Raw genomic sequence first — 14,881 nt, 5'->3', positions numbered from 1 at the left:
CCAACTTATGACTAGACAGATTCCTGAGGCAGCGGTATAGTACGTTCGCTCATCCGTCGGCTACCGCGTTGTGTGTTCTCCCTTTGATGGGGGAATGCGCGCCGCGGTCTGTTGTTTGGACCCCCTTGCGACCCCGAATGGCTTCGGAGGGCCCATGTCACGTACCGACGAATGGCACCGCGACCTCGAGCGCGTCATCACGCGCCGCACCGAGCTGGAACGACATCTCACACTGACCGAGGACGAGCGGCGTGCTATCGACGCTCTCAAGACCGAGTACCCGGTCCTCATCTCGAGACACTATCTCAACCTGATCGATCCCGCGGATCCCGACGACCCGCTCAGGAAGGTCGTCGTCCCGTCGGCCAGCGAGCTCAGCTACCGCCCCGGCGAGGAGGACGACGACGTCCATCAGGATGAGGCGCAGTATCAGCCGGTGCCGGGGATCATCCACCGGTACCCGGGGAAGCTCCTCTTCATCCCCACCCTGGCCTGCCCCTCACACTGCAGGTTCTGCTTCAGGAAGGGGAGGAAGGTCAAGCATCTCTCCGAGACCGAGGGTCAGCGGGCGCTCGACTACATCCGGGAGAATGAGTCGATCCGCGACGTGATCGTGACCGGAGGGGAGCCCCTGATCCTCGAGGACGAGGAGATCGATCACTGGGTCTCGTCGATCCGGGAGATCCCCCACGTCGAGATCGTCCGGATGACATCACGCTTCCCGATCTACATTCCATCGCGCATCACCGAGTCGCTCGTCTCGATCCTGGCGCGCTACAAACCGTTCTTCATGACGTTCTCGTTCGTCCATCCGAGGGAGGTCACGCCGGAGGTCGAACGTGGACTCAGGATGCTGGCCGACGCGGGCATCGTGCTGCTGCAGCAGGGTCCGCTTCTGCATGGCGTCAACGACGACCCGGAGGTCCTGAGGGAGCTCTACGAGCGGCTCGTCCGGAACCGGGTCCTCCCGTACTACGCGATCTGGGGAATCCACGCGCCAGGCGCAGAGCACTTCATGGTGAACGGGGACGAGGCCAGCAGGATCCTGGGGTCCCTCGAGAACAAGACGTCGGGGTTCTGCATTCCCCATCTCATCACGATCGCCAGAGGCGATAAGGTCCGCATGATGGGGTGGTCGCCCGAGCGCGCCGAGGAGCATCTCAAGCGCGCCCGGCGCCGCGTGACATCGGCGCCGTCCCGACTGGACGTTCCCGGCGAGACGCCTCACAAGTAGCCACGCTCGAGGCGGCCGGCGGCGGGGAGCCGTCACAGGCCGCTGTTCATGAAGTGCACAGCGAGGGCGCGACGACCGGTCGCGCCCTCATGCAACCTGCGATTGACGACTCAGTATCTCCCCGGACGCTCCACTCCCTTCTCCAGCACAGCCGAAACACCCCTTATCAAGGGCGCTCCAAGCTCATGCGCTGGAACGGCTCTTGCTTAATCACCCACCAGATGAGACTGCATAGCGCCTTCGGCCCATCCGAAGCCGCGCTCACCATGCCCCTGCTGGAGGGGCGAACCAGTGGACCACCGGGGAGGATCCGCACGATGAAGAACGTGAGATCTGGCGTCGGGTACGCGGACACGAGCGACTCGCGGGAGGCCGGTCGACGTGCCGCCGAGAAGGCGATGACGAACGGGTCGCTCAGACGCAGCGACTTCACTATGGCCTTCTGCGGCGGGAACCACGACCCCATCGCGTTCCTCGACGCGGTCCGCGAGGTCGTCGGAGACAGCGCGCTGATCGGCGGCACGTCGGTCGGCGTCATCACCAACGAACGGGCGAGCTACGGCGGCTACGAGGCAGGTGTCGCCACGGTCGAGTCGGACAACGTCCGCTTCAGAGCGATGGCGGTCGGTGAGCTCGACAGCGGCGAGGAACAGGCTGGAGAGAAGCTGGGCCGGATGGTCTCCGACATGGATGACGAGGACGCCCGGGCCATCCTCCTGTTCTACGATTCGATCAAGAAGTCCCAGCCGCTGACGGTCAACCTCGCCAGCCAGCTGATCAAGGGAGTCGAGCGCGCGCTGCCGCAGGGTCATGCCCCGGTGCTCGGTGCCGGCCTCATGAAGGACTACCAGTGGAACACGGCTCACGTGTTCGCCGACACGTCGGCGGTCACGCAGCACGCCGTCGGCGTCGTGGTCTCGGGCGACTGCAACGTCCACCACGCCATCAGTCACGGCTGCCAGCCCGCGAGCGACTACCACACCATCACCGACATACAGGGGCCGGTCGTCCGTGAGCTGGACGGACGTCCCGCGCTCAACGTCATCGAGGACATCATCGGTCCCGGTGCGGCGAAGGACTGGCAGCAGTACTCTCTGCTCGTGACGCTGGGGGCCAACCGCGGGACCGACCCGTACGGCGACTTCAACGAGAAGGAGTACATGAACCGCCTCATCGCGGCCGCCAACCCCGACGACGGTTCGGTCGTCCTTTTCGAGTCGGACTTCGGTCCCGGCGAGCAGGTGCAGATCATGCGGCGCTCGAACGAGCACATGCTGTCGTCCGCCAGAAAGGTGTCCGAGGACCTGCTGTCCGAGATGGACGGTGAGGACCCGTTCCTCGGCATCTACATCGACTGCGCGGGGCGGACCAGCGGGTTCTGCGGCGCCGGAGAGGAAGAGGGCGCAATCGTCCAGGAGACGATCGGCTCGCGCATGCCGCTCCTCGGCGTCTACTCGGGCGTCGAGATCGCTCCGTTCCTCGGCGGCTCGCGCGCCCTCGACTGGACGGGCGTACTGATCGTTCTGTCGGAGAACGCGTAGAGCGTACGCGCGTCTCCTGGAGTCGACAATGAGCCAGGATGAGCGACAGCAGCGGATCGACGAGCTCGAGCGACAGGTCCGGGGCCTCCGGTCCCGGCTCGAGAAGCTCGGCGGCGAGGTCGTCCGCGCGGACTACAAGGTGCTCCACCTGACGCAGGAGGTCAGGCGGTCCCGGGAGGCCTTCGGCTTCCTGACCGGGTTCCAGAACAGCATCTCCCGCGCGCGCTCGCTCGAGGAGCTCAACGCGACCGCGCTCAAGTCGATCATCTCGGAACTCTGGATGAAGCGGGCCGTCGTGCTCGAGCGCAGCGGGTCCGGATCGCAGCTCCGGGTCGTCGCGGCGCTTGGCTATCCCGCCGACGACACCCCGTCGGACCTGAACCTCCCATCCATACGCCGTCCCGAGTGGGGCCACGCGCACACGGTCAATGGGGAGACGGAGCCCTCCGAGTGGATCGCGGAGGTCCGTGAGGCGCTCGGCTTCCCGTACTTCCTCTGGATCCCGAACACGAGACACGGCGAGGTCGAGACGGTGCTCGTCGCCGGTACACTGGGGGAGGACGCGGCGCAGGAACCCCGCCTCACCGGACACGACCTCGACCTCTTCGTTTCGATCGGCGCCATCCTGTCCGTCGGACGCATGAACCTCATCGCCCGCGGCCGCCTGAGACGGCAGGTCCTGTACCAGTCACTCCTGCACCGCGTGTCCGAGGTCCTGCTCAAGGACTTCGACACCCCGACCAAGCACTTCGACGACGTGATCGCGCGCGTCGGATCCACCTGGTCGCTCGACAGGGTCCGTCTTCTCTCAAGGACGAGCGACGGCCGCATGGCGAACGTCACGAACGAGTGGGTCTCCGACGAGTCGCTGTCGACGGGCGACACCGTACACCCGATCGACCACGTACCGAGATACCGCGACGCCATGAGCCGCGGGGAGACGATCCGTATAGACGACGTCGAGTCGCTCGGCGAGAGCGAGTCGGCTCCGCTCACCGAGGCCGGCATGCGTTCCGTGCTCCTCATCCCGATCACCGTACAGCGCTCGATCGTCGGGTGGGCCAGCTTCGAGCAGTGTGCCGAGGCCAGACGCTGGTCGCCCGAGGACGTCCAGCTGCTGGAGGTCATCGCGGGTCTTGTGGCGCGCGCCATCGGCCGGGAGCGCGAGGTCGAGGAACGCGCCCAGCTCGAGGCCGAGTACCACCATTCGAAGAAGATGGAGGCCATCGGCCAGCTTGCCGGAGGCATCGCCCACGACTTCAACAATCTCCTGACAACGATCCAGGGCTACGCCCAGCTCCTGTCGCTGAAGCTGCCGGAGGAGTACCGCGACCTCCCGGGACTCAAGGAGATCGTCATGGCGACGGAGCGCGCCGCGGGTCTCACGCGGCAGCTCCTGAGTTTCAGCCGGCGCGACAAGGCTCGGACGGGACCGGTCAGGCTGAACGACATCATCTCCGACACGATGAAGCTCATCGCGAGGATGCTCGGCGATGGCGTGGAGATCGAGCTGGACCTTGAGCAAAGCCTGCCTCTCATGGTCGGTGACCAGCAGCAGATCAGCCAGATGATCATGAACCTGGCGATCAACGCCCGGGACGCGATGCCCGACGGTGGACGCCTGACGGTCTCGACCCACGGTCTGGAGGTCGTCGGGCCGCTCGCCAGACGCTTCAGCATCCCCGGGATCGACAGATGCCAGGTCATCGAGGTATCGGACACCGGCGTCGGCATGGACGAGGAGACCAGGGAGCGGATCTTCGAGCCGTTCTTCACGACCAAGGAGGAGGGGCGGGGAACCGGCCTCGGTCTCTCGATCGTCTTCAGCGTCGTTCGCAGGCACGGAGGGTTCGTGGACGTCACGAGCGAGCGTGGCGAGGGGACGACCTTCAGCATCTATCTGCCGATGCGCGTGCCCGAGGAGGAAGCGGCGAGCGAGACCGAGCCGAAGACGCACGTGCTGACCGGCCGTGAGAAGATCCTCGTCGTTGAGGACGACGCGAGCGTCCGCACGATGATCCGCGAGGTCCTCGAGGCCCAGGGCTACGAGGTGGTCGACGTCAACAACGGCCGGGAGGCTCTCGAATCGTATCGGGAGAACGGCCGCGATGTCTCGCTGGTGATGACCGACGTCGTGATGCCCGAGATGGGCGGCCACGAGATGTGGGAGAAGTTGGCCGAAGAGGGCCTCGATGTGCCGATGATCGTCATGAGCGGATTCCCCCAGGATCAGGACACGAATGAGCTCGTCCAGGGAGCCGACCGCTTCCTGCAGAAGCCGTTCGGCCCGAAGGAGATCGCACGGGCCGTCCGCCTCACGCTCGATGAGGCCGTGGGCGGAACGCGCAAGCAGCCCTCCTGACACGTCAGACAGCACGCGACGGTGAACCCGCACGCCGCACCGCTTTCTCCTTGACGCATCTCGCGTCAGACCGCTAACTATCCAGTGAGAGCAATCAGACCGACGAGCCTCACCCGAAGGGGAGACGGGCGTGATTCGCATCGTTGTCAGCGGCATCTGCGGACGCATGGGGTCCGAGACGGCATCGGCCGTGATCGAACGCGACGACATGGTGCTCGCGGGCGGCCTCGAACGCGGCGACCACAGGAACCTCGGGATGAAGCTCTGCGACCTCTGGGAGGGCGGGAGCATCGAGATGACCGTGCGCGGGTCGCTCGACGAGTTCAGCCCGGACGCGGTCGACGTCGTCGTCGACTTCTCCGTTCGGGAGCAGACGCTCGCCTGCGCGGAGTTCGCCCGGAAGACGGGCACGGCCCTGGTCGTCGGAACCACAGGACTCGACGACGACGCTCGCGAGGCACTCCGGAGGGCGGCCGGATCCGCGGCCGTCGTTCTTGCGCCGAACACGAGCGTCGGCGTCAACCTGCTCTTCGGACTGGTCGAGCGCGTCGACCGCGCGCTGGGGGGGACCGCCGATGTCGAGATCGTCGAGGCACACCATCGCGCGAAGAAGGACGCCCCGAGCGGTACGGCGTCCCGCATCGTCGAGCTGCTCTCGGAGGCACGCGACGTCGCCCCGGAGAACACGGCGCTCTACGGCCGTCACGGGATGACGGGCCCGAGGCCGTCCGGCGAGATCGGGGTCCACTCCGTACGCGGCGGCTCGGTCGCGGGGCGACACGACGTGCACTTCATGACCGATCTCGAGGTGGTTACGCTCAGCCACGAAGCGCTGTCCAGAAGAGCCTTCGCCGAGGGCGCGCTCTACGCGGCGCGCTTCGCGGCCGGGGCTGAGCCGGGATTCTACGGTATGGAACACGCCCTGGGCCTGGCCGAGACGGACGGTGCGTCGTGAGCGGGCGGCTGCGCGGACTCGCGGCCCTGGCTCTTGTAGCCTTCGCGGCGTTCACATCGTCCTGCGACCGTCACGTGGTCGACGGCATCGACCTCGCCGAACTCGTGCCGCCCGAGCGGCTCGAGGCGGTCGCCGAGGCCGTCGAGCGCGCCGGCCGGAACGGACCGACGCTCGCACACGCGCTCTCGGATGCCCCGGCGGGCGACCGGGAGGCGCTCGCGTTCATTCTGTCGAACATGCCGACGGTCGACCTCGCACGCGTCGAGCGGGCGTTCCTGCTCGAGACGGTCGCCCTGGCGCGCGAGGCCAGGGAGCGGTTCCCGTGGGGAGCGACCGTTCCGGAGGACGTCTACCTGACCTACGTGCTGCCGCCGCGCGTGTCGCAGGAGCCGCTGGAGCCCTGGCGCCCGTTCCTCTACCGGGAGCTCTCGGCCAGGCTCGAGGGCACGACCTCCATGAGGGAGGCGGCCCTCGAGGTCAACAGATGGTGCGGTGAACGCGTCGGCTTCCAGCCGACCCAGCGCCGCGACCAGGGCGTCTTCGAGACGCTGGCGTCCGGGTACGGCCGGTGCGAGGAGATGATGATCGTGCACATCTCGGCGCTCCGGAGTGTCTGCATCCCAGCGCGCCAGGCGTGGACGCCCTACTGGGCCGCCTCGGACAACAATCACGCCTGGACGGAGCTCTGGGTCGACGGCGCGTGGCACTACACGGGGGCCTGCGAGCCGCGCGACGAGCTCGACGACGCGTGGTTCTCCGGTCCGGCAGGCGAGGCCGCCCTCGTGCTGTCGGCGGTCTTCGGCGAGCCGGCGGCCGGTGAGGACGTCTACCGCCGCGAGGAACGATTCGCGCTCGTCAACTCGACCGAGCGCTACGGACCGACCGGCGTCCTCCGCGTCTCGTGCGAAAGGGCCGGCGGGCCGGTGTCTGACGAGAGGATCGCCGTCTCGCTCTGGAACTTCGGCGCGCTCCGTGCCATCGCCGGACCGAGAACGGATGAAGACGGGACCGCGGAGATCGCTCTCGGTGACGGCCGTTACGTCGTCTCGGCGGGCGACTCGCTCGGACACGACTGGAAGCTGGTCTCGGTGACGGCGGGCGACACGACCGACGCCGCTCTCGAGTTCACCGAGCGGCGTCCCTTCGAGGGCGTCTTCCGGCTCGTGCACGCGCCGGGCGGGGGGGAAGACGAATGATGCGGACGCTCATCGCCTTCGCTCTCATCCTGGCCGCGGCAGCCGAGGCCGAGGGGCCGGCCTGGTCTCCGGACGTGCTCGAGCTCGTCGCCGAGGAAGACCGCGAGGCGCTGGCCTCTGCGCTCGATGACGCCGGGACTAACGCCCCCGAGCTCGCCGACGCCCTCGCGCAGTTGACCGGCGAGGAGCGCGACGCGGCGCTGTGGCTCATCGAACGGATGCCCCATCTCGATCGCCTCGAGATGACGACGGGAGCACTGACAGAGCACGTGTCGGTCGCGTTCGAGACGCGGGGCGGCCTCCCTGACTCCCTTTTCCTCCCGTACGTGCTCACCTACCGTATCGACCGGGAGCCGGTCGAGGCATGGCGGGGTCCGCTGCGCGACCTGTGGTTCGAGGAGGAAGCCCCGCGGCGTCTGGCCGCTCGGATCAACGAGGCGATCGCGGCGGCCGTCTCGGAACGTGAGCGCGGCTTCTTCGGCCCGCTCCAGCCGCCGCTCTTCACGCTGGCCGCCGGATCGGGCACCGAGACGGAGATCGCCATCCTGACGACGGCGGCGCTTCGGGCCGTCGGGCTGCCGTGCCGACGCGTTCGTACGCCCGTCCGGGGGAGCGCCGACGGCAGCATGAGCTGGATCGAGTTCCACAACGGCGCGACGTGGGTGCCGCTCTACCCGCTCGAGCCGGCGTCGCTGGGCGACGTCGGGCGCGTCGAGCGGGACCACCGGGCGAGCGTCTCGATCGTCGAGGCGAGCGCGGGCTTCGAGACCCGGCTGGTCACCGAGCGCTATACATCGACCGCGAACCTCGAACTGACGTTCCTCTCGTCCGGGGGGCCGGCGGCCGGTTTCGAACACTTCTCGATCTCCGTGTTCAGCGAGGGAGCGCTCGTGCCGCTCGACGCGCTCGGCGCGGCGGCGGACGAGGACGGCCGCTTCGTCGCCGAGCTCGGCGACGGACGATACGTCGTCGCGGCGGGGGTCCGCGACGAGCAGGGGGACCCTCTCGTGAAGATGCTCGAGGTCCGGCTCGAGCCGGGCGACGAGCGAAGCCTCGCGTTCGACGTCTCTCCGGACCAGACCCCGCCCGGCGGGGCGGTGCCGGTGACGGCGTGGGTCGCCTCCGATCCGGCCAATGAGCCGGACGTTCGCATGCTCCCCATCATCGCCTCGGCGCTGGCCGTCCGCGGCGCCGACGTCACGTACATCGCGCTCGGGGACCCGGGGTCGGTCGAGCGGCTCAAGCTGCTGCTCGGTCCGAAAGCACGCGTCGTGTCGTCGAGCGAGCTGAATCAGGTCCCCGCTTTCTCAGGGGGACTCGATTCCGTGGAGACTCCCGTCATCGAGCTCTATGATGTCCGGACGAAGCAGGCTATACTGCGCCACGAGGGCTACGACCTGAACGTCGGCCGCATCATCGAGGCGGCCGGCGCGTCAACTGGGGACACCGGCGGGGAGTCCAGGTGAGCCGTTGGAGAGACAGAGGGGGCAGCCGGTTCCTGGAGGTCATTCTCCAGGCGAACGAGCTCAAGACGATCCCCCGCATGGGCTGGAGGGTCCGCGGCGTCACCGGCGGCGAGAGCGTCGCCGACCACTCGTACGCGGTTTCGTTCATTGCGATGCTGCTGGCCGACCGCATGAAGCTCGACATCGATGTCGAGAAGGTCCTTCGCATAGCGATCCTGCACGACCTTCCGGAGCACATGCTCGGCGACATCCACGCGCCGGCCGCGAGGTTCCTCGGGGAGAAGGAGAAAGAGGCAACGGAGCTCAGGATCCTCGAGAACCTGTTCGAGGGGCTCGAGGAGGGTGAGCGATACCTGTCGCTCTGGCGAGAGTTCGCCGATCGCTCCTCGGTCGAGGGCAAGCTCGTGCGGGCCGCCGACAAGATCGAGATGTTCACGCAGGCCTTCCAGTACGAGGCCGCCGGCAACAGGATGCTCGACGACTTCTGGGACTACGTGGACAACACACGTGACTTCGAGTTCGACGAGGTCGAGAGGCTCTTCGCCGAGCTTCTCGAGCTCAGGCAACGTGAACGCCAACAGGAGCAGTCAGGAACATCATGAAGTGGACCAGCGCGCTGATCCCCACGCACAAGGAAGACCCCTCGGACGCGGAGACGACGAGCCACCGCCTGATGCTCCGCGCGGGACTGATGCGGAAGCTGACCTCAGGCGTCTACAACTACCTGCCGCTCGGGTGGCGGGCCATCCGGAAGGTCGAGCGGATCGTCCGGGAGGAGATGGACGCCGTCGGGTGCCAGGAGATCCTCATGCCGGTCATCAGCCCGGCCGAGCTCTGGCGCGAGACCGGCCGGTGGGACATCTACGGCAAGGAACTGTGGCGTGTCCGTGACAGGAACGGCCGCGAGTTCGCGCTCGGGCCGACCCACGAGGAGGTCGTGACCGACATCGTCCGGAACGAGATCCGCTCCTACAGGGAGCTTCCGTTCACGCTCTACCAGATCCAGACGAAGTTCCGCGACGAGGTGCGGCCCCGGTTCGGGGTCGTCAGAGCGCGCGAGTTCATCATGAAGGACGCCTACAGCTTCCACCGAGACGACGCGTCGCTTTCGGAGACGTACGACACGATCTGCGATGCGTACACGCGCATCTTCCAACGGTGCGGGCTCGACTTCCGCCCGGTCGAGGCCGCCACCGGGGCGATCGGCGGAAGCCACTCGCACGAGTTCATGGTCCTCTCGGACACGGGCGAGTCGGAGGTCATCGTCTGCGACTGCGGCTACGCCGCCACGGACGAGCGGGCGGAGGGCGCCATCGCGCCGCCGAGCGACGTCGGCGAGGAGGGCGAGCTCGAACGCGTCGAAACGCCGGAGATGCGGACCATCGAGGAGGTCTCGGCGTTCCTCAAGGTCCCGGCGGAACGTCTGGTCAAGACGATCCTCTACCAGGTCGACGGCAGGACCGTCGCCGTCCTGATCCGTGGCGACCGGGACATCAACGAGGCGAAGATCGCGGCCTGCCTCGGGGCCGACCTCGTCGAGCCCTCCGATCCCGAGACGATCGAGAGGGTCACGAAGGCCCCCGTCGGGTTCGCCGGTCCGGTCGGGCTCGAGGGCGTCGAGGTCATAGCGGACCACACGGTCGAGCCGCTCCAGTCGGCCGTCGTCGGCGCGAACGAGAGGGACGCTCACTATGTGAACGTCCGACCGGGAAGGGACTTCGAGCCCGCGGCCTATCACGACGTGGCGCTCGTGAAGGCCGGCGACAGCTGCGCTGCGTGCGGGAAGGAGATGTCCTCCTTCCGCGGCATCGAGGTGAGTCAGGCCTTCAAGCTCGGAACCAAGTACTCGGACGCGATGAAGGCGACCTATCTCAACGAGGACGGCGTCGCCATGCCTCTCGTGATGGGCTGCTACGGCCTCGGGGTCTCGAGAACGGTCGCGGCCGTCATTGAGCAGCACCACGACGACGACGGCATCATCTGGCCGAAGAGCGTCGCACCATTCCAGATCGAGATCCTGACGGTCAGCATGAAGAGCGACGCGTGCGTCGAGCTTTCGGAGCGTCTCTACGGCGAGCTCAGTGAGCGAGGCGTCGAGGTGCTGCTCGACGACCGAGAGGACTCCCCGGGGGCGAAGTTCAACGACGCGGACCTGATCGGTCTGCCTGTGCGGGTGACCGTGGGTGACCGCGGACTCAAGAAGGGGATCGTCGAAGTGCGCGTCAGGAGAACGGGGGAGACCACAGAGGTTCCGGTGGAGGACGCCGTCGAGGGCATCCTCGAAATCCTCGACGCGATCGGCTAGCCGAAGCTGTGAGAGGCGGAGGTTCTACGACATGCGAACGGCCGGGTCTCCGGATGGAGTCCCGGCCGTTTCTTTTCGTTAGCGGGTCGTGAGGCTCAGGCGTCGCTCTCGGACGACGGCTGCTTCATCAGAGTGGACTTCTTTCTGCTGGCCGTTGCCTTCTTGATGACACCGGCCTTGACGGCCCGATCGATGGCGGACACGGCGCGCCTCACGGCCGCCTCACGATCCTCGGGAGAGGCCTCGTTGGCCCTTCTGATGGCCGTCTGCATCCGGGAGCGGATGCCCCGGTTCCTCATCTGAAGCTTCTCGTCCTGCCTCAGCCGCTTCTTCGCGGACTTCATGTGCGGCATGCGTCGTTCCCTCCATGGTTCGCGCGGAGCCGGGTGCCGCCGGCCACGCCGTGGACATCATCGAATGCATGAATATACCAGCGAGAGCGCCCCGCGTCAAGGCCATCAACCTGGTACCTGCCCGGGCGTCCCGGCCGGTTGACACCGGCCCGCCCGCGGGCTAAAGGTTGCCGTATGGGAGCGCAGCGCGGTTCTTCGGGAGGACGCATGGCGGGAGCGAGGTCGTTTCCCACGGCGCCGGCCAGGCCGGGGGTCTATCTGCTCCGGGACAGGAGCGACCGCGTCATATACGTCGGGAAGGCGCTCAACCTCAGGAACCGCCTGAGGACGTACACGGGCTCCGCCGCGACGGCCGACCGCAAGGTGGCCATTCTCCGCCGCAAGCTGGCATCGCTCTCGTTCATCGTCACGGAGTCGGAGACCGAGGCGCTCATCCTCGAGTCCAACCTCATCAAGGAACACCGCCCCAGGTACAACGTCAAGCTGCGGGACGACAAGCGCTATCCGTTCATCAAGGTCACGCTCGGCGAGGACTACCCCCGTGTCTCGGTCACGAGGAACGTCCGACAGGACGGGTCGCGGTACTTCGGACCGTACACCGACGCCCGCGCGATGCGGAGGACCCTTCGAATGGTGCGACAGGTCTTCCCGATCAGACAGTGCAAGACGTTCCGGGTCCGCGAGCGCCCGTGCCTCAACGAGCAGATAGGACGGTGCAACGCGCCCTGCGTCGGCCTCGTATCGATGGACGAGTACCGTCAGATGATCGACGAGCTGTGTCTCTTCCTGGACGGTCGGGGAGGTCACGTCGTCGCGCTCCTGACCGAACGGATGGAGGCCGCCTCGCGCGAGCGCCGCTTCGAGGAGGCGGCAGCACTCAGAGACCGCATCCGGGACATCGACACAATCCTCAGGAGACAGCGCGTGCTGACGGCCAACGGCGCCGACCAGGACGCGGTCGCGGTCGCGCGGCACGCGGGCTACACGGTCGCCTCCGTCGTCAGGGTGCGGGCCGGCAAGCTCGTCGCCTGCGAGAGCCTCCCGCTCGACGTCGGTCCCGAGACCGGGGACGGCGAGATGCTGGCGTCGCTCCTCAAACAGTTCTACGCCCTCTCGTCGGACGTTCCCTCCGAGGTGCTGGTCGACGGAGAGCCCGAGGACGGCGAGGCCATCGCCGGGTGGCTCTCCGAACGGGCCGGCCGACGGGTTCGTCTGCATGCCCCGCGGAGGGGGAAGAAGCGGTTGCTCGTCTCGTTCGCCGCCGAGAACGCGGAGGACGCTCTCAGGCGGGTGTTCGAGGCGCGGCGGCCTCCCAGGGCCGTGGTCCGGCTGGGGGAGGCGCTCGGTCTCAGTCGCCCCCCGCGCTTTCTGGCGGCCGTCGACATCTCGAACGTCTCGGGCGCACTCGCCGTCGGGACCGTCGTGACGTTCCGCGACGGCAGGCCGGACCGCTCCCTCTACCGCCGGTACCGCATCAACTCGGTGAAGGGGAGCGACGATTATGCTATGATCCGGGAGGTCGTCGGTCGACACCTTCGCCGGGCGCGCAAGGGTGACGTCGAGCGCCCCGACCTCATGCTGATCGACGGAGGTAAGGGGCAGCTGTCGTCCGCGCGGGCCGCCGTGAGCAGGGCGGGCGAACGCGGCATCGCGCTGGCCGCCATCGCGAAGCGGGAGGAGGAGGTCTTCGTACCGGGCCGCAGCACGCCGCTCTCACTCGACGACCACCCACTGGCCCGGCGCCTTCTCATCCGGGCCCGTGACGAGGTCCATCGCTTCAGCGTGACGTACCACAGAACGCTCCGCGACCGGGAGACCCGCCGCTCGGCCCTCGACGCCATCGCGGGGGTCGGTCCCGAACGCAAGGAGGCACTGCTCAAGCACTTCGGCTCCCCGGCGGCGGTCGCCGGAAGCTCGGTCGAGGCCCTCATGGAGGTACCCGGGATTGGCAGACGAACAGCGGAGAGGATCAAGGAAGCGCTCTCGGACTGAACGCGACGTTCCGATCGTCACGGAGCGCGGCGGGGGGGACGCCGGCAAGGCGCTTCTCAGGTACGCCACGTTCGAGACCGATCTCGGGACGTTCCTGGTCATACGGAGCGAGGCGGGGCTCCGCCACGTGGTCTTCTCGCAGGATCTCGATCCCAGGGAGGAGCTCGGCGGCATCGCATCCGGACAGAGCCGGCTCGTCGTCGAGGACCGCATCGGGCTCCGCTTCGTGGCGGACGCCATCCGCGCCTATCTCGCAGGGGACCCGACCGAGTTCTCGCTCCAGCTCGACCTGGACGGTCTCTCGCCGTTTTCCCGGGACGTGCTGCAGGCCACACGTTCGATCCCCTACGGCTCTCTGAGGACCTACAAGTCGATCGCTCAGGCCATCGGGGCCCCGCGCGCCATGCAGGCCGTCGGTCAGGCGCTCTCGAAAAACAGGCTCCCGATCGTCATCCCGTGTCACCGGGTCGTCCAGAGCGACGGCGAACTCGGCGGATACTCCTGCGGAGGGCCGGACATGAAGCGCCGCCTCATCGCCATCGAGACCGGTCAGTACGATCTCGGACTCGGCGCCGATCCGTCGACGACGCGGCGCCGGATCCGCTTCCTTCTGGACGACACGGGAGACACCGGTGACTGAGGCTGCCTCCAGTACGCCGACCGCGCTCGACGAGGCGGTAGACGACTATCTCGCCCATCTGACGGCCGAGCGCGGCCTCTCCCGGAACACCGTCACATCCTACCGGAGCGACCTCGCGTTCTACGTCCGGTTCCTCGAGGAGCAGGGTATCCCGGGACCGGCCGACGTCCGCGAACGAGACGTCGAGCAGTTCCTCCGCTCCCGCCGTGCGGGGGGTGTGTCGGAGAGAACGGTGGCCAGAACGCTATCGTCGGTCCGGGGTCTTCATCGCTTCCTCGTCGCGAACGGCGACGTCCGGAAAGACCCCACGGTCAACGTGTCACCGGAACGTCCCCTGAAGAAACTGCCTGACGTCCTCCCGTATCACGAGGTCGAACGACTGCTCGAATCGGTCGACACGTCGAGACCGCTCGGCATCAGGAACCGGGCCATGTTCGAGGTGGCCTACGGCGCCGGCCTGAGGGTCTCCGAGCTTCTCGCGCTCGAGATATCGGGCCTCGCGCTCGAAGAAGGCTACGTCCGGATCATGGGCAAGGGCTCCAAGGAGAGGATCGTCCCTGTCGGCGGGCAGGCCGTCCTCTGGATCCGGCGGTACCGCGCGGAGGTGCGGCCGGAGCTCGTGGCCGCGGGCCTCCGACAGGGACGGCCCGCGACCGATGTGCTCTTTCTGAGCGTCCGCGGCCGGCCGCTGTCCCGCATGGGCTACTGGAAGATACTCCGGGATGAATCGGTACGGGCAGGAGTCCGCGGAAGAGTGAAGCCGCACACGCTCAGGCATTCGTTCGCGACCCACCTGCTCGAGGGTGGATGCGACCTGCGCATCGTGCAGGAGCTGCT

At 67.5% G+C, this 14,881-nt stretch carries 12 protein-coding genes; 11 read left to right on the top strand and 1 reads right to left on the bottom strand.

Features of this window, described 5'->3' with window-relative positions; all coding sequences use genetic code 11:
- Positions 1–94 precede the first annotated feature (94 nt).
- The 8 genes from GF405_09740 (at position 95) to GF405_09705 (ending at position 11,059) form a co-directional block, all read left to right on the top strand.
- Positions 95–1,234: a KamA family radical SAM protein gene (locus GF405_09740; protein MBD3368434.1), complete on the top strand. Its 1,140-nt coding sequence runs from the start codon at positions 95–97 to the stop codon at positions 1,232–1,234.
- Positions 1,235–1,323: 89 nt separating this feature from the next.
- Positions 1,324–2,775, top strand: coding sequence for a hypothetical protein (locus GF405_09735; GenBank protein MBD3368433.1), 1,452 nt, complete (start codon positions 1,324–1,326; stop codon positions 2,773–2,775).
- A 28-nt stretch (positions 2,776–2,803) separates the two neighbouring features.
- A complete protein-coding gene (locus GF405_09730; GenBank protein MBD3368432.1) occupies positions 2,804–5,137 on the top strand; it encodes a response regulator in 2,334 nt (777 codons plus the stop codon).
- A gap of 130 nt (positions 5,138–5,267) precedes the next feature.
- The gene (locus tag GF405_09725) at positions 5,268–6,092 is read left to right on the top strand and encodes a 4-hydroxy-tetrahydrodipicolinate reductase (GenBank protein ID MBD3368431.1); all 825 of its coding nucleotides are present in this window, start codon (positions 5,268–5,270) and stop codon (positions 6,090–6,092) included.
- A complete protein-coding gene (locus GF405_09720; GenBank protein MBD3368430.1) occupies positions 6,089–7,288 on the top strand; it encodes a hypothetical protein in 1,200 nt (399 codons plus the stop codon). The genes GF405_09725 and GF405_09720 overlap by 4 nt, the downstream gene beginning before the upstream one ends.
- Entirely contained in the window at positions 7,285–8,754 is a 1,470-nt protein-coding gene (locus GF405_09715) for a hypothetical protein (protein MBD3368429.1), read from the top strand. Before GF405_09720 ends, GF405_09715 begins: the two co-directional genes overlap by 4 nt.
- Positions 8,751–9,356, top strand: coding sequence for an HD domain-containing protein (locus GF405_09710; protein MBD3368428.1), 606 nt, complete (start codon positions 8,751–8,753; stop codon positions 9,354–9,356). Before GF405_09715 ends, GF405_09710 begins: the two co-directional genes overlap by 4 nt.
- A complete protein-coding gene (locus GF405_09705) occupies positions 9,353–11,059 on the top strand; it encodes a proline--tRNA ligase (protein MBD3368427.1) in 1,707 nt (568 codons plus the stop codon). The genes GF405_09710 and GF405_09705 overlap by 4 nt, the downstream gene beginning before the upstream one ends.
- A 95-nt stretch (positions 11,060–11,154) precedes the next feature.
- Here GF405_09705 and rpsT read toward each other — a convergent pair whose 3' ends face one another.
- Complete coding sequence (rpsT, locus tag GF405_09700; GenBank protein ID MBD3368426.1) at positions 11,155–11,412, bottom strand: 30S ribosomal protein S20; 258 nt, start codon at positions 11,410–11,412, stop codon at positions 11,155–11,157.
- A gap of 174 nt (positions 11,413–11,586) precedes the next feature.
- Here rpsT and uvrC point away from each other — a divergent pair, with 174 nt between their 5' ends.
- From uvrC to GF405_09685, 3 genes are all read left to right on the top strand, one after another.
- Positions 11,587–13,404, top strand: coding sequence for an excinuclease ABC subunit UvrC (uvrC, locus tag GF405_09695; protein ID MBD3368425.1), 1,818 nt, complete (start codon positions 11,587–11,589; stop codon positions 13,402–13,404).
- Positions 13,358–14,044, top strand: coding sequence for a methylated-DNA--[protein]-cysteine S-methyltransferase (locus GF405_09690; protein ID MBD3368424.1), 687 nt, complete (start codon positions 13,358–13,360; stop codon positions 14,042–14,044). The genes uvrC and GF405_09690 overlap by 47 nt, the downstream gene beginning before the upstream one ends.
- Positions 14,037–14,881 (top strand): tyrosine recombinase (locus tag GF405_09685; protein ID MBD3368423.1); only part of this gene is annotated, 845 nt, incomplete at its 3' end. The genes GF405_09690 and GF405_09685, both read left to right, overlap by 8 nt.

The organism is Candidatus Effluviviaceae Genus V sp. (assembly GCA_014728125.1).
GTDB lineage: Bacteria > Joyebacterota > Joyebacteria > Joyebacterales > Joyebacteraceae > WJMD01.
The sequence above is the reverse complement of the archived record's forward strand: the minus strand, read 5'-3'. Positions and strand labels throughout refer to the sequence as shown.

Coding starts and splice junctions, on each gene's coding strand:
- GF405_09735 (MBD3368433.1), top strand. CDS start 1,324: ATGCAACCTGCGATTGACGACTCAGTATCTCCCCGGACGCTCCACTCC.
- GF405_09740 (MBD3368434.1), top strand. CDS start 95: ATGCGCGCCGCGGTCTGTTGTTTGGACCCCCTTGCGACCCCGAATGGC.
- uvrC (MBD3368425.1), top strand. CDS start 11,587: ATGGGAGCGCAGCGCGGTTCTTCGGGAGGACGCATGGCGGGAGCGAGG.
- GF405_09730 (MBD3368432.1), top strand. CDS start 2,804: ATGAGCCAGGATGAGCGACAGCAGCGGATCGACGAGCTCGAGCGACAG.
- GF405_09715 (MBD3368429.1), top strand. CDS start 7,285: ATGATGCGGACGCTCATCGCCTTCGCTCTCATCCTGGCCGCGGCAGCC.
- GF405_09705 (MBD3368427.1), top strand. CDS start 9,353: ATGAAGTGGACCAGCGCGCTGATCCCCACGCACAAGGAAGACCCCTCG.
- rpsT (MBD3368426.1), bottom strand. CDS start 11,412: ATGCCGCACATGAAGTCCGCGAAGAAGCGGCTGAGGCAGGACGAGAAG.